Consider the following 23,051-nt stretch of genomic DNA (forward strand, 5'->3'; position numbering starts at 1 on the left):
CTTCGCTCGTTGATCGATGTCATTGAGGTCGATGACGCGCAAATGCGCATCAAGGGCAGTGAAGATATGCTGGAACGGGCAGTTCTCGCTAGCCAAACGGGGCCGGAACTGCGTTCGCGGATGAGTACCATGTGGCGCGCCGACACGATTCGAACGTGGTGACCTTTGCCTTCGTAAATCTGTCATTCAATACGGCGCTGCAAGGCAGAGATGTGCCAGTCTGATGAGAAGTCCATTCTGGCGAAGCTCTGCACTGCCAGCTGGTCGAGGGAACGCAGCGTCAACGCGATCCCGACGTCTCAGAACGTAAAGGATTGCTGGCCCGGCTCGTATTAGGGCCGAAATTGGGGCCGAAAGCAATCTATCGAAATAGCCCAATGATAATAACATATTATGGCGCAGGACTGGCGGAGAGGGAGGGATTCCAGCCACTATCCTCGCAAGCAATTGAAAAATAACGACTTCTTCAACCGCAAAGTTGGTTTTGTGTACCAATGCGGTGTACCTAAGTCCGGCCGTGGCGACCTGTCAACAATCTGATTTCGGCCCAAGACGGCCTGCCCTGCATGGCCCCGCCACCCTCTATCGCGTTTCGCGCGTGCATTTGGTGCCTTCGCGCTGTCAATCCGGTGGGATGATCGCCCAGAGGAAAGGGGCGCCCGATGGCGAATTGATCGTCACCGGTGAGAAGGCCGTGACCGAACGCGCCGAAGGCCTTGGCGGCGAATTCACCTATTGCACGCTCGGCGATCCTGTCGAACTCGACAAGGTCTTGAGCGGAGAATCCTTGCCGCCCTATCCGGCCATCGGCGCCGCGCTGTTCCACATGGCGAGCAATCAGTCGCTCAATCCGAAGGCGATCCGCCAGAAGGAATTCTATCTCGGTGAAACCGAAAGCCAGCATGTCTGGCTGATCTACAAGCCCGATCTCGACTGGCTGAAAACCCCAGATGCCGCACTGACGCTCGCGCGCGCCAAAGCGTTCGCCGAGGCCAAGCCGGGCAAGCGGCATCTGGTCTTTGCCCCCGCCCGGTTTGTCAGCCAGAAGATGCTGACCGAGCAGAACATCCCAGTCGAATTCGTACCGTTGCCGTTCGCCCTGTACCGTATCGAACGGAGCTGACGGCATGTTCCGGGACCTCGATTATCAGAGCCGGGTGATTTCCACGCTCGACACCTATCTCGATGTCCTGAAGGACAAGAAGGCGCGGGCCGACAAGATCGCCGCATTGGCGGCGGCCGATCCCGATCTCGGCATTCCAATTCCAGATTTCGCGCAGGAAACATGGGACGCATTGAAGGCCGGTGGCAAGTTGCCTGCCTCGCGCGCCGCCATTCCGTTCTCTCTCCGGACGGACGGCTGCGCGCGGCCGGTGCCGAATGTCGTGCTCAAGGTGCCGACCGGTGGCGGCAAGACCTGGCTTGCGGTGTCTGCCGTGTCGCGTGTCATGGGAAAATACCTCGATCGCAACACCGGGTTCGTGTTGTGGATCGTGCCGAACGAGGCGATCTACACCCAGACACTGAAGCATCTGAAGGATCGTCAGCATTCCTATCGGCAGGCGCTCGACCGCGCCGCCGCCGGTCGCGTCCGCATCATGGAAAAGACGGATCGGCTGGCGGGCCACTCCAGCGAAGTCTGTTCGCTCCGATGTATGAAGACGACTTCAATGGCGAGGAGCGCGACGTCGCGGTTTATCTGGATGGCGATGCTGCGCTGAGTTGGTGGCATCGGAACGTGGCGCGGTCGCAATATGCCGTGCAGGGCTGGCGCAAGGCGAAGATTTATCCTGACTTCATCTTCGCGGTCGACCGCAAGGATGGATCATCCCGGATCACCGTTCTCGAAACCAAGGGTGACCAACTCGACAACCTCGATACCGCCTACAAGCGCGAGGTTCTGAGCTTCATGTCCAAGAACTTCAGTTGGGACAGTACCGTCCCGGCCGGTACGCTTGAACTGGTCAAGAACACTGGCGAGACGGTGGATATGACGTTGATCCTGATGAGCGAGCAGAAAACGAAGCTGCCAGAGTATCTGAAACCGTAGGGGTGTGACTGACGCTTGGCGATCCGACCGCCGTAAGTGGTGGTTTTATGGCCCTCGAGCCGCTGGGCTTGTCTGAACATTCGCTGGAGTTGCCGATCGGCATCTGATGACTCGACATCTTCCCCGACCAGAAACGCCACCGACACCCCGAAATGATCGGCCAGACGCGTGACCAGGGCCATGGATGGATTATCCGCCCTGCCCTTTTCCAATTCCCAGATATGAGCCTTCGAAACTCCGACCGCCTCGGCAACATCTTGCAATGATTGGTCTTTCGATCTGCGTAGCTTTGCTACCCGCGTTGCCAAACTGCTCATTTTTGCTCTCGATCTGGAATTTTCCCGTTCATTACAGCTTACGTAACCGTGGTGCTATTGTAAAACACGCCTTCGTTTTATATATCTTACGACATCGTCTTTTATCGGAGCCTGTCCTTATGCCGAAAGCTCAACTCGAATATCTTTCGATCGGCGCGCTTCGCCCGTGGCAGCGCAACGCACGAACCCATTCGCGGAAGCAGATTCGGCAAATCGCCGACAGCATCCGCAGGTTTGGCTTTACCAATCCGGTGCTGGTCGATCGTGAAAATTCCATTCTCGCTGGCCACGGACGGGTTGCTGCCGCTGAACTGCTTTCAATGAGTGAGGTACCCTGCATCAGACTAGAATCGATGACCGCAGCGGAGAAACGGGCCTACGTCATTGCCGACAACAAGCTGGCGCTGAATGCCGGTTGGGACGAAGAAATCCTGGCGGAAGAGCTCAAGGCGTTAAGCGAGCTCGACCTTGACTTTGCTCTTACGCTGACCGGATTTGCGGTGGCGGAAATCGACAGCCTGGTCGATGGCTTGATACCGGAAGAAGCCGGCGATCCTGCCGAGGACTTATTGCCGCTCAAGGCGCCGTTGCGCTGTCATCGCGGCGATATCTGGCAATTGGGATCTCATCGGCTGATCTGTGGGGATGCTCGCGATCCCGACACCGTGGCCGCCCTCATGGGTCCAGAGCAGGCGCAGATGGTTTTTACCGATCCACCCTACAATGTTCGGATCGACGGCAATGTCGGTGGTCTCGGTTCGATCCGGCATCGCGAGTTCGCGATGGCGTCAGGCGAGATGTCGGAACCGGAGTTTACCGGGTTTCTCAAGGCAAGCTTCGGCAATCTCACTCGCCACTCCATCGATGGTTCGATCCATTACATTTGCATGGACTGGCGCCACATGGCGGAGATGCTGAAGGCGGGCGACGGCATCTACACCGAACTCAAGAATCTGATCGTGTGGGCCAAGGACAATGGCGGAATGGGTACATTTTACCGATCACGGCACGAGCTGATATTTGCCTTCAAGAATGGGACTGCCCCACACCACAACCACTTTGAGCTGGGCCAGCACGGACGCTACCGAACCAATGTCTGGGAGTATCGCGGCGTCAACACCATGAAAGCAGGCCGGCTCGACGAACTGGCGCTGCACCCAACCGTGAAGCCGGTCGCGATGATCGCTGACGCGATTAAGGACGTCTCGTCGCGTGGCGGCATCGTCCTGGACCTGTTTGGGGGAAGCGGCTCAACTCTTATTGCAGCTCACAAAACCGGGCGCCGCGCCTGCATCTGCGAGTATGACCCGATTTATTGCGATCGAATAATCCAGCGCTGGGAGACCTACGCCAAAGTCGAAGCCGAACAGATCGCTTGCGGGATCCGACCCGACCGCAACCGGGGAACAGCAGCATGAGCCGGCCCGACAAGCCGGCCACCCAACCTAACCTGCCCTCGAAACGGGCAGACTATGAGGTTGGCTACGCCAAGCCTCCGGTTTCGACCCGATTCCAGCGTGGACAATCCGGCAACCCGTCTGGTCGCCGCAAAGGGGCGATCAAAAAGCGCACCGCCCTGCCCGCTCTCAACGACGAACGGCTGAAAACCATCATCCTGGAGGAGGCCTACCGTTCGATCAGCATCAACGACCCGAACGGTCAAATCGACATCCCGATGGCCCAGGCCGTCGTACGCTCGCTCGCCGTCAATGCAGCCAAAGGTAATCAACGGGCTCAACGCCTGTTTACCGAACTGCTTACCTCGGTCGAGCGCGACAACAAGAAGCTGCACGATGAATGGTTGAAGACGGCGATCAACTACAAGGCCGAATGGGATGAGGAGCTCGCGCGCCGCAAGAAATTTGGCATTGAGGCTCCATCTCCGCTTCCTCATCCCGACGATATCATCATTGATATGAACACCGGCTCGGTTCGCATCAAAGGGCCGATGACCAAAGAAGACAAAGTCAGATGGGATCAACTGCGCGATCTCAAGGTCTCGATAAAGGAGAATATAAAAGAGATGACGGCGCTTCTCGATACACAGCCGGAAGACAGAGACCAGATAAAAGCGGAGATCCAGCACTCGCAACGCGTTCTCAAAATGATATCAGCCGTTATCGAAGATTGAAATCGTGTCCGATTGAGCCGACGGTATGCAGGGGTTACTGCGATTCGCGTAGATGCCGGACCGGCATGTGTTCAGAAACAGCCGCGTCGGGTTGCGGCCCCAGATCACCTGACCGCCCTTGAGGAATTGATGCGGGCCGATGTCGGAGCGCCGCATCTTCCAGACGGAGTCGTCGTGCTCGCCGTAGAGAATGGGCACACTCTGCCGTGCGAGCGTGGCGAGACGGATGTGAGATCGAGAAATCGTCCGCTTTTTTACCAATATTGGCGTTGAGCGACGCTTCGTCCGCGAAACCTGGAGTGGGCCCCTGGAGCCGGACGGGTAAGCAGAGTTGGATTGACCGGGTGGCCGGGCTTTTGGAGAAAAGCCCATGCCGAGACACCGATCCCACAGCGTTGAGTTTAAGCGCCAGGTCGCTCAGGAGTTTCTGAGTGGCGACCACAGTTTATTACCAGAGTGACGTCGTGGAGATTCAAATTTAGAAATCCCTCCCGACGCTCTTGCGCGAGAACAGTTTTCTGTTGCACCCGCCTGGTTATGCACCTTATTTTTGAGTGGGGAGCCAGTTCATGCCTACATCGCTCAAGCCTCGCAAGCTCGTAGCCCTTGATGTTAGCGAGTTCCTGCTCTATTCGGTCACCACCGAACTGTCGCGCAAGGTGCGATCGCTCACGCTTCAGTCTGCGCGAGAACGCGAGTCGGCCAGATGCACCTTTACGGAAGTTCGGCCCGATATCATCTTTCATGCCCCGCGCTGAAGCATGTTCCGATCGTCGAGGCTCAGCCATTGGAAGGCTTGTTCACCAACGCCCTTGGAACGCGCAATGTCGCGGAGGTAGCGCTGGGGGCCGGCGTCGCAGCAATGGTCCTCGTGTCCACTGACAAGGCGGTCAATCCTACACGGGCCACTAATAAGCGGATGGCCGAAATGTTCTGCCAAGCAATGGACCTGCCCGACTTTACTCCGGATGCGGAAATTGCGGCGTTGATAAATGCCGGCGGGGCCGATCGTGCTCCTCCCCTGACGGTTCTCGAGGAAGGCAGACAATGACTGCCCGTTCGTCTGCTGGTCCGGCGATTGATGCAAGGGTATTGCCGAAGACGGTCTCGATGGACGGCGAGCCGGCCGCCCTAACCAGTACGTCGACCGATTTGCGCGAAACCGCGCCCGGCCTGAAACCGGATGGTCTGCGGATCCTGGTGGTCAGCCAGCATTTCTGGCCGGAGATCTTGCGGATCAACGAAGTCGTTCGTTCGCTTCGCGCCTGTGGTGCGGATGTCGAGGTGCTGGCCGGCCAGCCCAACTATCCGAAAGGCAAAATCTTCGAAGGCTATAGAGCCACCGGCGTCGGATCGGAACGTCATCCATCGGGCTATCTGATCCACAGGGTTCCAGTCGTGCCACGCGGCGACGGCGGCGCCCTGCGCCGCGTGGCGAACTATGGTTCGTTTGTCCTTTGCGCTCTCCTTTTTGCGCCGTGGCTCACCCGCCGCAAACGATACGACGTGATCTTCGTCTATGCGATCTCGCCGATTCTCCAAGGGCTACCGGCGGCTTTTTTGAAGCATCTGAAGGACGCGGTGCTCGTTATCTGGGTTCAGGATCTTTGGCCCGACAGCCTGGAATCGACTGGGTATGTCCGCAACAAGGCCGCGCTCGCCGCTGTCGCAGCGTTAACGCGTTTCATCTACCGGCGCGCTGATCTCCTGCTTGGCCAATCGCGAGGGTTCCTCCAGAAGATCCGTGAGTTGGCAGGGCACCGTGTGCCGATCATCTACCATCCTAATCCCGGCGACATCGCCCTAGACGAGAGGGGCGTCGCCGCTCCGTCTGCGCTCGCAATGGATTCCGGCTGCTTCAATGTTGTTTTCGCCGGTAATCTCGGTTCGGCGCAGGCCCTCGAGACCATCGTCGCGAGCGCCGAGATGATAGCCGATCCAACGATCCGGATCATCCTCGTCGGTGCGGGAACCCGCTTGACTTGGCTGCGCGAGGAGATCGCACGGCGCGGACTTCGGAACCTCGAACTGGTCGGCCAGTATCCCGCCGAGGCGATGCCTGCTATCTTCGCTCAGGCTTCCGCATTGCTCGTAACGCTCGGTCGGGCCGATAATCTCGCCCTGACCATCCCGAGCAAGATTCCGACTTATCTGGCCGCTGCCCGCCCGATCATCGGCGCTCTCGATGGAGAGGGGGCGGACCTTATCCGCGAGGCGAAGGCGGGCCTCACCGTTCCGGCTGAAGACGCCGCGGCGCTGGCCTCGGCCATCCTCAACCTGCGGAACCTGCCTGCCGTGCAGCGCGAAGAGATGGGCGTCGCGGGAAGGGCCTATTTTGACCGGCATCTCGCCCCGTGGCCCTTGGCCCGAGATCTGGTGCGGCATTTTCACGAGGCGATCGGCCGTTCGGGACGAGACGGGCCCTGATGACCAAGAACTCGGATACGACGGTGCTCGTGCTTGGCGCGACCGGAATGCTCGGCAACGCGATGTTTCGCGGCTTTGCCGAAAGCGCCGGCTATCGCGCCTTCGGCTCGACGCGCGGGAGAGGGCTGCACGCCCTGTTCCCCGAAACGCTGCGGTCCAATCTTATTAGCGATATCGACGTCGAGAACGTGGATGCGCTCGGCAGACTTCTGGTCGACATCAGGCCGGACGTGGTGATCAACTGCGTCGGCCTTATCAAGCAGTTGTCGGAAGCCAAAGATCCGCTTGCTGCACTTCCGATCAACGCTGTCCTGCCGCATCGGTTGGCGTGGCTCTGCCGGCTGGCCGGCGCCCGCCTCATCCACATCAGCACCGATTGCGTCTTCGACGGTGCCAGAGGCAACTATTCCGAAGAGGACCGGCCGAACGCAGGCGATCTCTACGGTCGAAGCAAACGTCTCGGCGAGGTCGATTACGAGAACGTGGTCACGCTGCGGACCTCAATCATCGGGCATGAGCTGAATAGCACCCATGGCTTGATCTGCTGGTTCCTGGCGCAGTCGGGCAGCGTAAAAGGCTTCACCAGAGCGATCTTTTCAGGACTGCCGACCGCCGAGCTTATGCGTGTGGTCCGCGATTTCGTCTTGCCCGATCGCTCGCTTCGCGGCCTCTACCATGTATCGGCCGCGCCGATCAGCAAATACGAGTTGCTCAAGATCGTCGCTGATAGCTATGGCAGGGCGATCGACATCGCGCCGGACGAGACGCTCGTCATCGACCGTTCGCTCGACTCCGGCCGCTTCCGCCGCCGGACCGGCTATCGGCCGCCGGAGTGGCCGGCTCTCGTGCGCATCATGCGCGATTTCGGCTGATTGGGGCTTTCGCAAGGATTGGAATGCCGATGTTCTCTGGCAAGACACTGCTCGTGACGGCAACGGCAACGTCATGGCATCGCGCGGCTCGGTTATCCCCCTTCTTCTCGAACAGATCCGACAGGGTCGTCCTTTGACGGTGACCGACCCGAACATGACGCGCTTCCTCATGTCGCTCGATGAATCGGTCTATCTGGTACTCTATGCCTTCGCGCATGCAAGACCGAGTGACATCTTCGTCCAAAAGGCGCCGGCCTCCACGATTGGCGACTTCGCCTCGGCAATCCGCGACCTTCGGGGCTCCGACAGCCCGATCCGGATCATCGGAACGCGGCATGGCGAAAAGCTTTACGAGTCGCTGGTGTCGCGGGAGGAGATGGTGAGCGCAGAAGATATCGGCATCTATTACCGTATTCCGGCGGACTCGCGGGATCTCAACTACGATAAGTACCTCACCGACGGCATGCGCGAGGTCGCGGAGGAAGTGGACTATACTTCGCACAATACCCGGCGCCTGGACGTCGAGGGGATCAACGAAGTCCTACGGCAGCTCGATGTCATTCGAGAGGCCATGCATGCTTAAGGTCATGACCATTGTCGGGACGCGGCCGGAAATCATCCGCCTGTCCCGCATCATCGAGACGTTCGATGCGCATTTCGCGCATGTGCTGATCCATACCGGACAGAACTACGACTACGAGCTGAACCAGATCTTCTTCAGCGAGCTCGGCATCCGCTCGCCCGACTTGTTCCTTAACGCCGCAGGCGAGACGGCTACCACTGCGATCGGCAAGGTCATCACAAGGTGCTGCGTATCGTCCAAAGCTATACGGAGTTCGTCAACCAGCGTGTCTGGAAGAAGACGAACTGACAAGCTAAAACTGTTCGTAGTGGCCCGGAAGCAGTGTGCTTTTCTTGGGGCGAGACGATCTGCCAAGAGGGCATTGCACGTTGCTTCGTGCCCGGAAATGTTCATGTATCAGCCGCCGAAAGTCGTCAGCAGGAGCGGGATCGCACCGGTATGACCAACAATCACGAAAGCGCCTCCAGCGTCTCGGACACGCTGGCGCTCACGCAACGATTGCGCAAGGGATGACGAATTCGGGACCAACCATGGCAGGGGGGGCAGCGCCTCCGCCGGTAATTCCGACCTTCCGCAGCGCCGGAGCGGCAGCGCTCTTTAGCCGCAGCGTCATCATAATCGCGGGATTCGCTAATTCGCTCCTGCTGCCGCTGGTGCTGGATCAAAGGGGCATAGGGCAGTACTTCCTGTTGCAGATAATGATCGCCGGACTTGCGACCTTCTGCCAACTGGGCCTTACGTTTTCCATCCCGAGACAGGTGACGGACGCGATGGCCCGGAACGATTTGGGGCGGGCGCGGCGTCTAGCCGCAACGATCTTGTGCTTGTCGGCTGGGCTAGGTTTGCTTGTCGCCGGCGCGGTCGTCGTAGCGTCTCCATGGATCGCGGAGTTCCTCGACCCGGCTGAGCGGGCTACCTGGATCGTCGCGCTGCCGATCATCGGAGCGACCGCGTCCTTGGCCAGTCTGACGGCCGTCATTGTCGAGCTTCTCCGGGCGGTGCATGCCGTCCGAGCTGCAGCCAATTTGGCCACGCTGGCCAGCATCTTCGCCGCCGCCTACGCCGGCCTTGTGATGATGGCCGGGGAGCGGGCGACGCTCAGCGGAGCCCTGCTTGCCATCCTCTTTGGATCGCTATGCAGCGTCGCGCTTGGTCTAGTGCTGTTCTGGCTGCGGTCTAACCGATGGCCAAGATCCGCGCACGAGCCCGTACAGGCTACCGCGGTGCTGCGTGAGACGCTTCCCAACTTCCTGACGACGCTTTGCCTATTTGGTCTCGCAAATCTTGACATACTCATTCTCGGCAGTCTTGGCAGCATGAATGAGGTCGCCCAGTACGGCTTGGCTTTGCGCTTTTCCGCGTCGATGGTGATGCCTCTTGCAATCGCTAATTCCGCCGCAGCGCCGCTTGCCGTCCATGCCCGTTCGACAGATGACATCACAACCCTCGACGGCATCCTAGCGCGCGTTGTATTTGGAGGTGCCGGCGTAGCGGCGGTGCTCTATCTCGGCTTTGCAGCAGCCGGCTACGGCTTCATCGCGCTCTGGAACGCGGACTACCTGGGGGCTTACTGGCTGACCCTCGTGCTCGGACTGGGCAACGTGCTTCACGCCTGCGGCGGGGCTGCTGGCATCCTTTTGATGATCTGGGGTGATCAGAAGCGCGCTTTCATGATCGTGGTCGCCACAAGTGCGCTGACCGTCATATTGTGCTTCCTCGGCTATCGGTTTGGCGGCATGTTTGGACTCGCCTTTTTCGCCGCTTTCGGAAATGTTTTGCAGGTTGCCTGCTTCGTCTTGCGAGTGCGCACTCAGTTCAAAGTTGATCCTTCGCTTCTGGGTCAATGGCGGGCCGGTCTTGCCGGGCGGGGGGCGAGCCGCCCCTCCCTTCGCCGCCCCTTTCCGGAGAGGCTGGGGCAATGACAAGCGCGCCCTTTTCGCAAGGCGCTCCCGAGGTGGTCGTCCTTGGTGGCACCGGTTTCGTGGGCCGCGCTCTGGCCAAGACGTGGCCGGCCGCCCACCGTCCGCGCTATCTTGTGCATCGTTCTTTTCCCGACTGGCTGTCTGATTCCGGCATCGCGGTGCAGCGCGTCGATCTCGATGATCCCGGCAACGTACGCGCAGCGCTGGCGGGCTGCAACGTGCTCATCAACCTTCTGCGCCCCGATGGTCATGGCTGGTATCCGGACCTGCTGCGGCGGCTAGGTCCGAGCTTCCGGGAGGCGGGACTACGCCGCTGCGTCCATGCCAGCAGTATTGATGTCTATGCCGGCTCTGATCAGGCCTTAATCGAAGAGGAGACTCCCGTCCAGCCGCTGTCGCCTTACGAGAAGGAGCACTGCGAGACTGAACGCATCATCGCGGGAGCCTTCCCCGAAGCGGCAATCCTGCGGCTGGGGGCGGTATTCGGCCCGGGCGGGCGCAATGTCGTAAGCTTCGCGCATGAGATGGTACACGCATCTTTCCCAAAGCTCGCCCTGCGCCGCGCGCTCTACGGCGAGCGGCGAATGTATCTCGCCAGTGCCGATGTAGTTGCGCGCGCGCTCGCCCACTTTGCTCTCGACGTGCATATCGACGGATGCATTGTGGTGCTGGTGACGCAAGACGACGATCCCGACAACAACTTCGCATTCCTCCAGGATACCCTCGCCGAGAGCTTTGGTCGCCAATCGCTGCGCAACGTGCCGGCCTTGCCGCCCGCCACGCTGAGCCTGGCGCTTCGCCTACGGGGCCTGCCAAGCCAAGTCGTGGGGCGGCGTTTCTCAGCCCAAAAGGCCAAGAGCTTTGGCTTGAGAACGGACGGATTCGGCGAGGCACTGCGTAACTATGCGCGGATGCTCGCCGCAGAGGCCGAAGAGCGCAGAGTATGAACATCCTGCTCACAACGGTTTCCTTGAGTTCGAAAGCCGGCGGCGGCACCGCAGAGCGGACCCGCCGGCTTGCGCGCCATCTGGTAGCGCAGGGACATCGCTGCATGCTGGCAACGATGGAGGATGGCGATCTTGCCGACGAGCTGCGCAGCATGGGGATACCGGTTTATGCTGCGCCCGTGATCAAGCTGCGCTTTCGCGTGCCGCTGATCCGCCCAAAGAAGCTGTCTGAAGCTGTGCGCTCCGCGGACGCGATTCACATCCTCGGATACTGGAATCTCTTGTCGGTCGCGACCGCCTTTTTGGCGACCCGGTTTGGCAAGCCTTATGCGTTCAGCGCCGCAGGCGAGTTCGCCGGCCTCGAGCGGCCGCGGCCCATTGCGCACGCATTCCATATGCTGCTTGGTCGACGCATGGTGCACAACGCCGGTCTGCTCGTGGCGATTACGCCTTTAGAACGGATGCAGATCATCCAGCGTCTGGGCTTGTCACCCGAACGGATCGTGGTCGTTCCGAATGGTGTCGAGCCTTCCCCGTCGGCGACCGGAGCGGCGGTCGTCCTACCGGATGCACCGTTCATCCTCTTCGTCGGGCGCCTCGCCGAGGTGAAGGGGCCGGACCTCCTTTTGAAGGCCTTTGCCGCCGTCGCGCCCACTAGTCCCGACGTCGCGCTGGTGATGTCGGGCCCAGACTTTGGCATGGGCGCGGAACTCCGGCAGGAAGCCGCCGAACGGGGCCTTGCGGGACGTGTCTTCTTCAGCGGCCATCTGGGTGAGGCCGATCGGACCGCCGCCTACCGGCGCGCGCTTTTTCTCGTGGTACCCTCCCGGGCGGAAGCCATGTCGCTGGTCGCGGTGGAAGCGGGCGCGGCTGGGACGCCGGTGCTTCTTACAGATCGCTGCGGCTTCGACGAGGTGGAGGCGGTTGGCGGGGGGCGAGTGGTACCGGCGACGGTTGAGGGGCTCCGCGAGGGCCTGAACGCTATGCTGAGCCGACGGTCAACCCTTCCGCTGGCGGGCGAAACGCTGCGCCTCCATGTCGAGCGGACCTATGCTTGGCCTGCTATCGTGGCCCGGCTTGCAGGCCACCTCAAATCCCTCGAGGAACAGGCCGCCGGACGAGGGATGACGACATTTGCGCCATCGTCATCCACGAGGGACGACGGCGCGGCCGCGAAGGACAGGAATTAGCATGCTGCCGAAAGTCTCGATCGTCATGCCGGCCTTTAACGCTGCCGACTACATAGCCGAAACGATCGACAGCCTTCTTGCCCAAGACTATCCCGATCTGGAGATCGTGGCAGTCGACGATGGCTCGACCGACACGACGGGCGTGATCCTCGCCCGCTACGAGGGCCGCATCAGGCTTCACCGCCAAACCAATGCCGGCCAGAGCGCGGCCATGGCCGCGGGCTGGAACATGACCGACGGCGCCTTCATCGGCTATCTCAGCGCCGACGATCGGCTGAAGCCCAGCGCCGTTCGGCGCTGTGCCGAGGAATTGGAGGCGCGGCCCGACGTGGTTCTCGTCTATCCGGATTTCGACGTGATTGACGACCGCTCGCAGCGGCTCCTCACCGTCGAGCCGCCGGATTTTTCGCGCCGCGCTCTTTACGGCGAGCTTCACTGCCTGCCGGGGCCCGGCGCGCTCTTCCGGCGTTCGGCCTACGAGAAGGCCGGGCCGTGGCGCACGGATCTGCGGCAGATCCCCGATCTCGACTTCTTCCTGCGCCTGGCTATCGAAGGCGACTTCTACCATGTGTCGGAGGTGCTCGCCGAGTTTCGCAGGCACGCACAATCGACGACCTATCGGGCCGTTCCATTTGAGCGCGGGGAAGAGCCGCTGCTGGTGATCGAACGTCTGTTCGCGCGTCCAGATCTTCCCGCGGACATTCGGCAGTGGGAGCGCTCGGCGCGGGCCAACGCCGACCTTCTGTCGGCGGCGATCCATGGTCGGTCCGGTCGCGCCGGCGTCGCTATCCGGCGTCTTGCAGCGTCCTTGGCCTATCCTCAGGCCGCCTTGTCCCGCAAGATGTTGGGACACGCCATTACAATTACCCGAGGCGTGCTGGGAGGCCGGAACTGAACTCAACGAGCGCGGCCATAGGCCCGCGCCGCCTATCAGATCCTCGACGTCGCCAACCGACGGCTTACGAACCAGAATCCACCGAGCGCGGCACAGGCAAGACAAAGCTCTATCGCATAGATGAAAAGCGTGCGGGGAAAGCCCATCTGGACCGTGAGATAGGCCAGGGAAACCCCTGAGACCGCGCCCACTGCCGCATTTCTGGTTATGCTACACGCGATCCATTCCAGAAGATGGCCGGCGAGGACCGTACAGAATACGAAGCCGAATATAAGCGGAACACTTCCAGAATAGCTCGCAAAGCCGATGATCCCTGGAAGCGTCAGGAAAGTGAATATCTCGACTCTGCCATATGGGTCGCCCGACATGTTCTGATAGATGCCGTTCTTTCCAGCCGCGGGATCTTCGGTCAAACCTCGTAGGAGAAGGTCGCGACCCAGCGCACGCTCGGCGCCTTCCGCCGTGAGAACACCTTCCAATCCGATCCATCGCATCACGACAAGGCTGCGCAATTCTTTGAGAATACTGTTGAGCCTGTTGTTACTGATCACCGCATCAAACTTCGCGACTAGAGTTGCCGCCTCGCCAAGCGATGATAAAGGCTGTTGGGTGTTGGGAGCAGTCATGGGGACTTGGCTCTCCGAGGACGGGGCGGATCCGCCAGCGGCGGCGACCAGCGAGTTCCTCGTCGGGGAAGATGGTTGAGGTGGTACCGGGTGTTCGGGAACAGAGGTTTCGCCGACCACCGGAATCAGATCGATGGTCGACGAGGTCGGGTTCTGCGCAGCAATCTGCTGGCCACCGTGGAAGGCATAGTTGCGCTCGACGCTGACGACGGCAATCGACAGTATAAAAAGGAGGCCGGCCACGCAGAGTGCGACCACGATCTCCGCCCAGCGCGGAACATTCCTCCATCGCAAAATCACTATGCAGACGGCCGCAAGAATATAGAGAAGAAACTGAACCCGGCTGCCCATCGTGAGAGATGAGAGAAAGCCGAGGTAACTGGCGACAACGAGGAGGGACGCGTAGCGAAGGCGTTGAAGTTCTATAAGCCATTGCGTAAGTGCGAGGCCGCCGAGAAGTGCACCCCAGGTTATAATGAAGGCCAACACGGCATACACTCGGGGATCAATGTCGATCCCAAGCGGGTAGCCGATCCGCAGGATGGCGTACCGGTAATTGAGCGAATAAACGCAGGTCGCAACGACGATGAGGAGGGCCAAGGCGCCGAATAGGATATTTCCCAGCTTTCGCTGGACTACTTGCGTCGTTCGAACGATGCGACTATGGGAAGGAATGAAGGATGCCAAGATGATTGAGGCGACGCCGCCGAACTGGCCCGCCGCAGCAAATGTTAGCGCTGTATCCCATTGTGCGGCCGATCCGGAGAAGTCGCCTACCGGTTCGATCAGTTCGGCTCCGAACGTAAGGTGCGCAACCGCCTTGAGCAGGAAACCAAGCGTCAGGAAAGACGCGAGCACGACAACAAAAAAAGACGGACGCAGTGCGGCTGCGCAACCGAAGAGTAGCGTCCCGCTGGCCACAAATGAAAAAAGTGTAATTTCGCTACCTTCATAAAACGGCAAAATCATCGCGTAAAGGACAATAGCCAAGAGGGCCAGGGCCGCCGACGCTGGGACAAAAGTTTGCAGCTTTGCTGAAGGCCACATTCGCTCAAAAGAAATAACTGACATGTCTGATCTTAGACGCGACACTAAATACCGATCTTGTTGCAGTCCAGAGCTACCTCTTCGACCCGCGGCATCAGCCTGGGGTTAATGCGCTCAAAATGAGCGACGCCTCCTATTCCTGACCTCGGCGATCTGAAGATCAGCACGTTCGAATCTCGATGACGTCTCCACTCGCCTCGCCATGCGCACACCGAACAACTATTGGGAAGCGCAAGCCTTCCTCCAACGGGCAGACAACATGTCGGATTGCTTTGATCGGAGCCATCCCTTTTTTGTATGATTAGCCGGCGAGCGCGACCAATCGCTGCAAAGAGCAATCCTGCCTACCCTGGCTATTTCGCGATTTGGTTTCCGCCATCCACGATCGCGGTCCGGCTGCGCTCGATTGCGAGGGCGGACCAGTGAGCTACCGATAGCACTTGGGCTGTGGCTATCCATACTGGACCGCTTGGCTTTACTCTATATACGTGTTCGGCACTGGCCAATGACTGGGACATATCGACGGCTTCCGCTGTGGATTCTTGTTTTCATAAAATATTTGTTCTCTATATGTCCTCGTGACATCATGTCCGTCGTCAGAACATTTGGCGCAGATGGCTGCCTGATTTAGCGGAGTGTCGGCCTCTGGTTGGTGATGTTAAGCGGCGAGCTTGCGGTGTTGCAAGCGCCTGAATTGGATTGTCTGTCGTTTGATCCTTTCGCGTTGTTCGATGATGGCAGAGGCCCTACCGAAGTAGGCGTCGGCCGGCGTGACGTTGCCGAGACTCTCGTGATAGCGGCGATGATTGTAATGTTCGACGAAGGCCTCGATCTGGTGTTCGAGATCGCCGGGCAGGAAGTAGTTTTCCAGCAGGATGCGGTTCTTGAGCGTCTGGTGCCAGCGCTCGATCTTGCCCTGGGTCTGCGGGTGAAGCGGCGCTCCGCGAACATGACTCATACCGTTGGCGCCGATCCATTCAGCGAGTTCGGCCGCGATGTAAGACGGCCCGTTGTCGCTGAGCAGCTTTGGCTTGTGCAGCACCCTGGCGCTGTCGCAGCCTGATGCCGTGAGCGCCAGTTCCAGTGTGTCGGTGACATCCTCGGCCCGCATGGTCGTGCACAGCTTCCAGGCAATGATATAGCGGGAGAAGTCGTCGAGCACGGTCGACAGATAGACCCAGCCCCAGCCGATGATCTTGAAGTAAGTGAAGTCGGTCTGCCACATCTCGTTGGGCCGCGTCGTCTTGTCCTTGAACTCGTCGGCAGCCTTGATCACCACGAATGCCGGGCTGGGGATGAGATCGTGGGCCTTGAGCAGGCGATAGACGGTGGCTTCCGAGACGAAGTAGCGCTTCTCGTCGGTGAATCGCACCGCCAATTCGCGCGGCGACAGCTCGGATTGCTCCAGCGCCAATTCGATGATCTGAGCCTGGATATTGTCGCCGATGCGGTTCCAGACCCGGCTCGGCCGGGAAGGACGATCCTCCAACGCTTCGGGCCCGCCTTTAAGGTAGCGGTCATACCAGCGGTAGAAGGTGCGCCGAGCAATGCCGAGCTGATCGAGCGTCTTCTTCGCGGGAAGATGCGACTGCCCAATTATTCTGATGATCTCGAGCTTCTCGGATGCGGGGTATCTCATTCGTCGTCGCCCCCATCCGCGATCATGCTTATGGAATGGCCCGTCCCTTTCTCCGGCATCAAGTACGATGCTGGTGTCAAAAACGGGAAAGGAATGAGCTAATGTCTATAACAATCCTCGGGGTTGATCTGGGAAAGAACTCTTGCAGCGTTGTTGGAGTCGACACGACCGGTGCTGTAGTCGTTCGTCGAACGATGCGCCGGCAAACGCTGGTCGAATATGTGACGAAACTTCCGGCCTGTGTAGTTGCGATGGAAGCATGCTGCGGCGCCCATCACCTGGGCCGCCTGTTTGTCGCGCAAGGTCATAAGATCCGGTTGATGTCACCGGAATACGTCCGTCCATATATTAAAGCTCAGAAAAACGACGACCGCGATGCTGAAGGAATCGCCGAAGCTGCCTCACGACCGACAATGCGGTTCGTCGAACTCAAGAGCCAGGAGCAGTTGGATATTCAAACGCTGCATCGTGTGCGCTCGCGCCTCGTGGCAGAACGAACCAACCTCATCAATCAACTACGCGCGATCCTGCTGGAGCGCGGGGAGATCTTCCCGGCCGGCCGGCGGAAATTCGAGCTTGGCGTGGATGGCATGCTTGTCGATGGCGATCAAACATTGTCACCGCGTATACGCCAGTTAGCTGGCGATTTACGTACCGAATGGAGAGAACTCGACGCGAAAATCGCGGCGTTGAATGGCGAATTTGTCAAACTGTCACGCAATGATCCCGCAGCTTGCAGGTTGACTTCGATCCCTGGCGTTGGCGTGCTCAACGCAACGGCCCTGGTCGCTGCGGTTGGCGATGCAAGTAATTTTGCCAAGGCCCGGGACCTGGGCGCCTGGCTCGGGTTGGTTCCGAAACAATCCAGCACGGGAGGTAAGGCTCGGCTGCTCGGGATATCCAAGCGTGGCAACACTTATTTGCGCACTCTACTCATCCACGGCGCTCGCGCGGCTTTGCCATCGCTGTCACAAAGCGATACGCCACTGGGGCGGTGGCTGAAGGCAATGATCGAGCGGGGCGTACACCGTAACGCCGTAGTGGTGGCTTTAGCCAACAAGCTGGCGCGGATAGCTTGGGCCATCTTGCGCAAGGAAGCGCGCTTTGAACGCAGTTACCCGGTAGCCGTGGTTTAACGAGATCAGCGCTGCGCATAGTTCGCGCAGTCCAACGGGGTTTGCAGGAAGGATCGAAGAGATGGCCTGACAGTCGAACGGCGTTCGGAAATCCCGATCAAAAAAATGGCACATTCGCTGCCGGCATGCTTATGGGGCTCTGAACGTGCGGATATCCATCTTGGCCATGGGCTTGCTCATGAGACCGTATACGTTGACGCAGACTGTTCAGAATGCCGTAAAATCCTCTTGCAGACGGGGCGGGCCATACGTTTTTTTGAGCAGACGGTTCTCCAGCGTCAGATCGGCAACCGCCTCTTTCAAGGCACGGGTCTCACGGCGCAGGTCCTGAACTTCACCGGTCGTCGCAGCACGAGCCGTGTCGCCAGCCAGCCGCCGTTTGCCAGCTTCCAGGAATTCCTTCGACCAGGTGTAGTAGAGGCTCTGGGCTATCCCTTCCTTGCGGCACAGCTCGGCGATGCTGTCTTCGCCCCGAAGCCCATCCAGCACGATCCGGATTTTGTCCTCTGATGAAAAGTGCCGCCGCGTCGCACGGCGGATATCTTTGACTACGTGTTCGGCGGAGCGTTTGCCGCCAGTCGACTTCGTGCTCATGTTCGTTCCTTCGTCTGCGACGAGAACCGAACACTCCTTAGATCACACCATCAATTCTGTGCCATAGGTGCTGATCCCGGACAAAGCGAACTAACGATACGCATGCTTGACCACCGATCCGGACGCAAAGCTCTACAAGAAGGAAGGCCAAGGAGGCGAAGCTATGCTCCATAGGTCATGGGCTGATGGAGAAGCCCCACAATCCGCGCGTAGCTAGAGCAGTCGTACAAGGCGAGACCATGGCTAGGGTGGCGATGTCAGATCGCTAAGAGCATGCCAGTTCGATCTGTTCCGCCAGCTGCGCGAGCAATGCCGAAAAGCCCAACATGCATTAATACTGAAATCATGGCGCGCAATTCGCCGATGCGATCCCAAAGCTCAAGGGGATGGCTCATTACGCTGCCACTCACGGCAGTCATTTCCGGCGGATCGAGGTGGTAGCCAAGGTCGGGAATTCGTTCAAAGTTCTCGACCTGAAGGAAGAGTCCGTTCGCTCCGCTGTGGAGGCAGCCACGTCAATCAGCTCGCTTTATGGAAGTGCTTCCGCGACAGAGTACACGACATGAATGGATGCACGACATTTCGCCGGTAGCGAACCGATGCAAAAGGTTCGACTGGAGCTTCTATCTCCCGCCGGAATGCAGCACAAACGTACGGACCGAACCCAACAATTAACACTGCATTTACAGCAGCTTGCAATTCCGTATCAAATCCGTTCAGTCAGGAGGTTTGGAGAATATCGGCGGAGAGAGAACGAAATCCGCGTCTCGGCCAAACAGCGCAGTCAACAGCTTTGGACCCAAACCCGCAGGTCCGCGCCTTTTCGGCTGCCAAATAGGATTAGAGAATTATCCCAGTAAGTTGACTGGCGGGCCGAAGACGAAGAAACGGAGAACTACACCTACGCTATAGCCCTCCAAAATTGAGGCGCAAGCGAATGGCTGGCCACGTCAAGCGCTGTGGCGGCGCGTGCCATGGCAATGAAACTGCGGCTTGGTGCCGGTGCCGATCTACATCAAGATCCGGTCAGCTCGCACACATCGACGTATTGTCGCGCTCTCTTCTGCTATTTTCGCCGGCCAGAGGGGCCGTAGATTCAGAAACGGCGGACGAACTATCGCGCAGACTGATAGGCGGCGATCGCCGCTTCCTTGGCGTCGTTCAACGCCTGCAGCTCGTTCTGAAGCTTCCCGGTCGCGGTCGGGCCGGACAGCGTAATGATACCGATAATGGCAAAGCCGAAGTCGAGGCAGGCGCAGATGCCGCGGATCGTCTCGTGGTGGCCTGAGCCGTATAGGCTGGTGTAGGTGACGGCCACCATGCCGTCCGGTCGATCTTCGTTGATCGACACATGGCCGAAAACGCCCTTCAGATTGGGGTGCGCGCCGTAGTCGATCGCGCCCTCGTAGGCCTCTTTGGCGAGCCTACCGATATCCGGAGCCTTATGGGCAAAACCCTTGATCGCCTTATCGAAGGTGAAGGCGTTGCGGCACGCCCTCTTGTCGGCCTCGCTGCGGTGTCGGTTGCCCCAGACCTCGGAAAGGGTGGGCTGCTGCTCCATGAGGTAACCATAGCTTGCAGATTCGAGGGCGGTCCGCAGAAGTGGAAAAACCGCTGCCGGATGCCCGCTTAATGCCATGCGCGCCGCGCCGAGGAACATCTGGTAGGCGTTGAGGAAGAGGACGAAGGCGAAGGCCGACGTCGGCGATACGTGATCCCACACGTCGCGCCGAAAATAGGCGTCGTACTGCAGCAGCGCCTTCAGCAAGGGGCTGTCGGCTGCCCGCAGCTCGCGCACGGTCTCATCGGCCGCCGCCATGTATTGCACGAGCCCGTCGCCCAACTCGACCCGTGCTTTGCCTTCCTTCATGCGCCGCCCGTCCACTGGACGGAGCGGATGAAGTCTTCCCGACTCCATCGAGTGAGCGCGTATTCGCCCTTTTTGAGCGGAATTCCGCCGGTTACGCGCCGCGCAAGCTCGTCGCCGGCGAGGAAGAAAATGTGAGTTTCGCACTCAAGGAAAACATAGCCCGTCGCTCGTTTCCACTTCTCGATGAACTGTTTGCTACGGCCCATCCACTGCATGATCGCATAGCGGCGGCCATCGATCTCGACGGGCCGGGCTCCCCAATTCATTGAGGCCTTGAAGCTCCAGCCGGTGAAGCTCGACGGCCCGTCATGAACGTGGACGAGCCAATACATTCGGTGGCCCTGACGATAAAAGGCTTCGCGTGCCGCTCGTTCCTCCTCCGAAATCGGAGAGTATTGCAGCTCCAGAACGGCCGCGTGCGCGGTGCCAGCGTTGCAAAGCACGTCGGCCCTGTGGCGCTCGCCGGTCGCTTGGTCGATCAGACCAACCTCGCGGCAGTTCTCGGGAAAGGCCTCTTTCCAGCCTAGATGCCAGGGGCCTTCCGGTTCGCTCCATGGATCGCAATCCCCGGCCTTGTGCCGCCAGTGCCTGACATTCTCGACCGGCATGACGGAGGTCAGCAACCCGCCGCAATCACGGCAGACCGTGCTTTCCCCTTTTGTGAGGGGGGCGCGCTTTATTCCGTCAATCCAAGCGTAAAGCATCCATCCCCGCTACAGTGTTTTGGGCCTTTCAGGATCGGCCTCCCGGAAGCGCCGAGTCTAGTCGAATCTGATTTGAACATTAGCGTGAGGTCTTTCCGGGAGGCGAGGAAGGCAATTCCGTTTCTATAACGACATAGCTTTATACGAGGCGGATGTCAGTGGCCGTAGTGTCCAAGATATTTTAGGATCGTAGATGACGACAGGGAGGGAAGGTGTGGCAAGGAAAAGTGCTGTATCGAAGGCGATCTACACGCGCCACATCCGGCTTTACCGCTATCTCAACGACGCATGGATATTTACGTCGCTGCTGCGACCGGAGTTGAAGACGCGCGCGGACAAGCTCCAGACTTCAAAGAGCAAGGCAAAAAAGCCCTATCCGGTACCGAAGCGTAAAGGCACGGTGACAAGCCGGCGCCGGGACGAGGATATCGGCTTGATCTTCTACGCCCAGCACGAACGGGGCGTCTTTGAGACGAACATCGTCTCGATGGTGTCGCGGGTTGGGGCATCGGCCAGCTTCACCGTATCCTGACACGGCGCACCTATATCGGCGAACATCGGTTCAATCGCCGCTCCAACAAGGGCGTGGTGAAGCCCGAGGAAGAAATCGTCACCGTCGCCGTGCCACCGCTGATCGACCTTGAGATATTCGAGGCCGTTCAGAACCGCTTGAAGGTCAACAATCCGAAGGTGACGCCGCCGCGCGTCGTCAGCGGCCCGAACCTGCTGACCGGCATTTGCCACTGCGGCAACTGCGGAGGCGCGATGACGCTGCGCACCGGCAAGAACGGTCGCTACCGCTACTATGCCTGCTCGATTCGGGCGCGGCAGGGCGAAACCGGCTGCAAAGGTCGTGCGATCCCGATGGATAAGCTCGACCGCATGGTGGTGACGCATATCGAGGAAAGGCTGCTGGACCCCGAGCGGATCGAAGACGTTCTCGCCTCGCTTCTGGATCGCCGGCAAGAAGGCGTCGAGCGACGCAGCCAGCATATCGCCGAGTTGAACCATCGCGCGGCCGAGGCCGACAACCGCCTCAAGCGCCTTTACGACGCCATTGAAGCCGGTTCGCTCGACCCGGCCGAATCCTCCCTTGGCGAGCGCATTGCGGGCCTCACGGCGCTTCGGGATCAGGCGCGTGCCGATGCCACGCGGATCGAAGCTATGCTCGCAAGCTCAACCCACCAGCGTCTCACAGGGGCAGCCGTGCGGGAATTGGCGAGCGAAGCACGCACCCGACTCCGGCTTGGAAAGGGCGGCTATCGGCGGGAACACGTCAGGGCCTTTGCCCAGCACGTCGAGGTCGCGGATGACGCGATCTACATCAAAGGCAGCAAAAACGTCCTGTTGCGGACGCTGGTAGCCACTAAGGGAGGGAAATCGGCGGGAATCGGCGTTCCCGGTTTTATACCGAAGTGGCGGAGAGAGTGGGATTCGAACTCTCGCTACGGACGGCCTCACAAACCCGGGTTCGAAAAGCCACAAGATTGCTCAGAAACCACTGGCATTGCTAAGCGTTTGGAGCGGTACTGTCGGCGTATTCAGCGCCTCCCTTGGCCACTGAATAGCCCGCCCCGCCGGTTCGTCTGCCGTGACGGGGCTTCGGTGGTGGCAGCGTGATGCTGCATCAACCGGAGAAGTCACATGGCCAAAACACAATCCCGCAAAGCCGCACCTCGATCAGCGATGGCGACCAAGCGCACAAAGTCCGCGCACCCTTCCTTGACCAGAACCGCCAAAGCTGCACCGGTCAAGAAGATCATCTCAACACCAGCCCGGTCGTTGGATCGGCCGGTGACTCATCGCGCCGGCAGCAAGCAAGCACGGGTGATCGAAATGTTGATGAAGCCCGAGGGTACAACGATCAATGACATCATGAAGGCCACGGATTGGCAGCAGCATTCAGTGCGCGGCTTCTTCGCTGGCATCATCCGGAAGAAGCTCAAGCTGACGTTGACATCGGAAGCTGCAGAAGCCGGTCGGATCTATAAAGTAACTGGCAACGCCGCATCTACCGCGTCGACCAGATCGAAGCCTGGCAAGGCTGCGGCCTGATGCCATGGCGCGAAGCGCAGGATTGCGAACGGCTGTCAGTCGACGG

The 23,051-nt window shown here is 59.5% G+C and carries 24 protein-coding genes and 3 pseudogenes; 19 read left to right on the forward strand and 8 right to left on the reverse strand.

The genetic code is table 11. The annotated features are described in order from the left end of the window. Window positions 1–634: 634 nt before the first annotated feature. The 3 genes from ACMYR2_RS17345 to ACMYR2_RS17355 are packed head-to-tail and all read left to right on the forward strand — an operon-like array spanning window position 635 to window position 2,050. Window positions 635–1,123, forward strand: a complete 489-nt coding sequence (locus ACMYR2_RS17345) for a hypothetical protein (RefSeq protein WP_416193361.1) — start codon at window positions 635–637, stop codon at window positions 1,121–1,123. Window positions 1,124–1,127: 4 nt separating this feature from the next. Beyond that, window positions 1,128–1,721, forward strand: a complete 594-nt coding sequence (locus ACMYR2_RS17350; protein ID WP_416193362.1) for a DEAD/DEAH box helicase family protein — start codon at window positions 1,128–1,130, stop codon at window positions 1,719–1,721. Window positions 1,722–1,738: 17 nt separating this feature from the next. Continuing rightward, a complete protein-coding gene (locus ACMYR2_RS17355) occupies window positions 1,739–2,050 on the forward strand; it encodes a hypothetical protein (protein ID WP_416194151.1) in 312 nt (103 codons plus the stop codon). A 188-nt stretch (window positions 2,051–2,238) separates the two neighbouring features. Here the strand turns inward: ACMYR2_RS17355 and ACMYR2_RS17360 are convergent. Further along, window positions 2,239–2,367, reverse strand: a pseudogene (locus tag ACMYR2_RS17360) (helix-turn-helix domain-containing protein); the annotation flags it as partial. On the opposite strand from ACMYR2_RS17360, the gene ACMYR2_RS17365 reads away from it, so the two are divergent. Together ACMYR2_RS17365 and ACMYR2_RS17370 are read left to right on the forward strand one after the other, a co-directional pair. After that, window positions 2,313–3,785 carry a site-specific DNA-methyltransferase gene (locus ACMYR2_RS17365; protein WP_416193363.1) on the forward strand — a complete coding sequence of 491 codons (1,473 nt, stop codon included), beginning with the start codon at window positions 2,313–2,315 and terminating at the stop codon, window positions 3,783–3,785. The pseudogene ACMYR2_RS17360 and the gene ACMYR2_RS17365 sit on opposite strands and share 55 nt — an antisense overlap. Beyond that, window positions 3,782–4,498, forward strand: coding sequence for a DUF5681 domain-containing protein (locus ACMYR2_RS17370; protein WP_416193364.1), 717 nt, complete (start codon window positions 3,782–3,784; stop codon window positions 4,496–4,498). The genes ACMYR2_RS17365 and ACMYR2_RS17370 overlap by 4 nt, the downstream gene beginning before the upstream one ends. Here ACMYR2_RS17370 and ACMYR2_RS17375 read toward each other — a convergent pair. Next, entirely contained in the window at window positions 4,478–4,696 is a 219-nt protein-coding gene (locus tag ACMYR2_RS17375) for a hypothetical protein (RefSeq protein WP_416193365.1), read from the reverse strand. The two genes, ACMYR2_RS17370 and ACMYR2_RS17375, sit on opposite strands and share 21 nt — an antisense overlap. A gap of 371 nt (window positions 4,697–5,067) precedes the next feature. Between ACMYR2_RS17375 and ACMYR2_RS17380 the strand changes: the two genes are divergently transcribed. The 10 genes from ACMYR2_RS17380 to ACMYR2_RS17425 all read left to right on the forward strand — a co-directional run bounded on the left by ACMYR2_RS17380 (window position 5,068) and on the right by ACMYR2_RS17425 (window position 13,334). Further along, window positions 5,068–5,256: a hypothetical protein gene (locus ACMYR2_RS17380; protein ID WP_416194152.1), complete on the forward strand. Its 189-nt coding sequence runs from the start codon at window positions 5,068–5,070 to the stop codon at window positions 5,254–5,256. Beyond that, window positions 5,205–5,549: a polysaccharide biosynthesis protein gene (locus ACMYR2_RS17385; RefSeq protein WP_416193366.1), complete on the forward strand. Its 345-nt coding sequence runs from the start codon at window positions 5,205–5,207 to the stop codon at window positions 5,547–5,549. Before ACMYR2_RS17380 ends, ACMYR2_RS17385 begins: the two co-directional genes overlap by 52 nt. Next, window positions 5,546–6,925 (forward strand): glycosyltransferase family 4 protein, encoded by a 1,380-nt coding sequence (locus ACMYR2_RS17390; RefSeq protein ID WP_416193367.1) that lies wholly within the window; start codon window positions 5,546–5,548, stop codon window positions 6,923–6,925. Before ACMYR2_RS17385 ends, ACMYR2_RS17390 begins: the two co-directional genes overlap by 4 nt. Beyond that, window positions 6,925–7,797, forward strand: coding sequence for a dTDP-4-dehydrorhamnose reductase family protein (locus ACMYR2_RS17395; protein ID WP_416193368.1), 873 nt, complete (start codon window positions 6,925–6,927; stop codon window positions 7,795–7,797). Before ACMYR2_RS17390 ends, ACMYR2_RS17395 begins: the two co-directional genes overlap by 1 nt. A gap of 73 nt (window positions 7,798–7,870) precedes the next feature. Then, window positions 7,871–8,380, forward strand: coding sequence for a polysaccharide biosynthesis protein (locus ACMYR2_RS17400; RefSeq protein ID WP_416193369.1), 510 nt, complete (start codon window positions 7,871–7,873; stop codon window positions 8,378–8,380). Next, window positions 8,373–8,822, forward strand: coding sequence for a UDP-N-acetylglucosamine 2-epimerase (locus ACMYR2_RS17405; protein ID WP_416193370.1), 450 nt, complete (start codon window positions 8,373–8,375; stop codon window positions 8,820–8,822). The genes ACMYR2_RS17400 and ACMYR2_RS17405 overlap by 8 nt, the downstream gene beginning before the upstream one ends. A gap of 67 nt (window positions 8,823–8,889) precedes the next feature. Further along, on the forward strand, window positions 8,890–10,302 hold the full coding sequence (locus tag ACMYR2_RS17410; protein WP_416193371.1) for a lipopolysaccharide biosynthesis protein: 1,413 nt from the start codon (window positions 8,890–8,892) through the stop codon (window positions 10,300–10,302). Further along, window positions 10,299–11,249: an NAD-dependent epimerase/dehydratase family protein gene (locus tag ACMYR2_RS17415; protein ID WP_416193372.1), complete on the forward strand. Its 951-nt coding sequence runs from the start codon at window positions 10,299–10,301 to the stop codon at window positions 11,247–11,249. The genes ACMYR2_RS17410 and ACMYR2_RS17415 overlap by 4 nt, the downstream gene beginning before the upstream one ends. After that, entirely contained in the window at window positions 11,246–12,439 is a 1,194-nt protein-coding gene (locus ACMYR2_RS17420; RefSeq protein ID WP_416193373.1) for a glycosyltransferase, read from the forward strand. The genes ACMYR2_RS17415 and ACMYR2_RS17420 overlap by 4 nt, the downstream gene beginning before the upstream one ends. A gap of 1 nt (window position 12,440) precedes the next feature. Continuing rightward, window positions 12,441–13,334, forward strand: coding sequence for a glycosyltransferase (locus tag ACMYR2_RS17425; RefSeq protein ID WP_416193374.1), 894 nt, complete (start codon window positions 12,441–12,443; stop codon window positions 13,332–13,334). A 35-nt stretch (window positions 13,335–13,369) separates the two neighbouring features. Here the strand turns inward: ACMYR2_RS17425 and ACMYR2_RS17430 are convergent, their stop codons facing one another. Both ACMYR2_RS17430 and ACMYR2_RS17435 read right to left on the reverse strand, forming a co-directional pair. Beyond that, window positions 13,370–15,031 carry a hypothetical protein gene (locus tag ACMYR2_RS17430; RefSeq protein WP_416193375.1) on the reverse strand — a complete coding sequence of 554 codons (1,662 nt, stop codon included), beginning with the start codon at window positions 15,029–15,031 and terminating at the stop codon, window positions 13,370–13,372. Between the two features lie 634 nt (window positions 15,032–15,665). Next, a pseudogene (locus ACMYR2_RS17435) lies at window positions 15,666–16,676 on the reverse strand (IS3 family transposase); the annotation flags it as partial. Between the two features lie 83 nt (window positions 16,677–16,759). On the opposite strand from ACMYR2_RS17435, the gene ACMYR2_RS17440 reads away from it, so the two are divergent. Beyond that, the gene (locus ACMYR2_RS17440; protein WP_414648987.1) at window positions 16,760–17,782 is read left to right on the forward strand and encodes an IS110 family transposase; all 1,023 of its coding nucleotides are present in this window, start codon (window positions 16,760–16,762) and stop codon (window positions 17,780–17,782) included. A 246-nt stretch (window positions 17,783–18,028) separates the two neighbouring features. On the opposite strand, the pseudogene ACMYR2_RS17445 reads toward ACMYR2_RS17440, so the two are convergent. The 4 genes and pseudogenes from ACMYR2_RS17445 to ACMYR2_RS17460 all read right to left on the reverse strand — a co-directional run. Then, window positions 18,029–18,376, reverse strand: a pseudogene (locus tag ACMYR2_RS17445) (transposase); the annotation flags it as partial. A 257-nt stretch (window positions 18,377–18,633) separates the two neighbouring features. After that, window positions 18,634–18,771: a hypothetical protein gene (locus tag ACMYR2_RS17450; RefSeq protein ID WP_416193376.1), complete on the reverse strand. Its 138-nt coding sequence runs from the start codon at window positions 18,769–18,771 to the stop codon at window positions 18,634–18,636. A gap of 719 nt (window positions 18,772–19,490) precedes the next feature. After that, window positions 19,491–20,246, reverse strand: a complete 756-nt coding sequence (locus ACMYR2_RS17455) for a hypothetical protein (RefSeq protein WP_416193377.1) — start codon at window positions 20,244–20,246, stop codon at window positions 19,491–19,493. Continuing rightward, window positions 20,243–20,869, reverse strand: coding sequence for a hypothetical protein (locus tag ACMYR2_RS17460; protein ID WP_416193378.1), 627 nt, complete (start codon window positions 20,867–20,869; stop codon window positions 20,243–20,245). Before ACMYR2_RS17460 ends, ACMYR2_RS17455 begins: the two co-directional genes overlap by 4 nt. A 295-nt stretch (window positions 20,870–21,164) precedes the next feature. Between ACMYR2_RS17460 and ACMYR2_RS17465 the strand changes: the two genes are divergently transcribed. The 3 genes from ACMYR2_RS17465 to ACMYR2_RS17475 all read left to right on the forward strand — a co-directional run bounded on the left by ACMYR2_RS17465 (window position 21,165) and on the right by ACMYR2_RS17475 (window position 23,005). Further along, window positions 21,165–21,482 carry a hypothetical protein gene (locus tag ACMYR2_RS17465; protein ID WP_416193379.1) on the forward strand — a complete coding sequence of 106 codons (318 nt, stop codon included), beginning with the start codon at window positions 21,165–21,167 and terminating at the stop codon, window positions 21,480–21,482. 14 nt (window positions 21,483–21,496) lie between these two features. Then, window positions 21,497–22,570, forward strand: a complete 1,074-nt coding sequence (locus tag ACMYR2_RS17470) for a recombinase zinc beta ribbon domain-containing protein (protein WP_416194125.1) — start codon at window positions 21,497–21,499, stop codon at window positions 22,568–22,570. A gap of 66 nt (window positions 22,571–22,636) precedes the next feature. Then, window positions 22,637–23,005: a DUF3489 domain-containing protein gene (locus ACMYR2_RS17475; RefSeq protein ID WP_416193380.1), complete on the forward strand. Its 369-nt coding sequence runs from the start codon at window positions 22,637–22,639 to the stop codon at window positions 23,003–23,005. The last annotated feature ends 46 nt before the right edge of the window (window positions 23,006–23,051 follow it).

It is taken from the genome of Nitrobacter sp. TKz-YC01 (assembly GCF_047824785.1).
Taxonomy (GTDB): domain Bacteria; phylum Pseudomonadota; class Alphaproteobacteria; order Rhizobiales; family Xanthobacteraceae; genus Nitrobacter.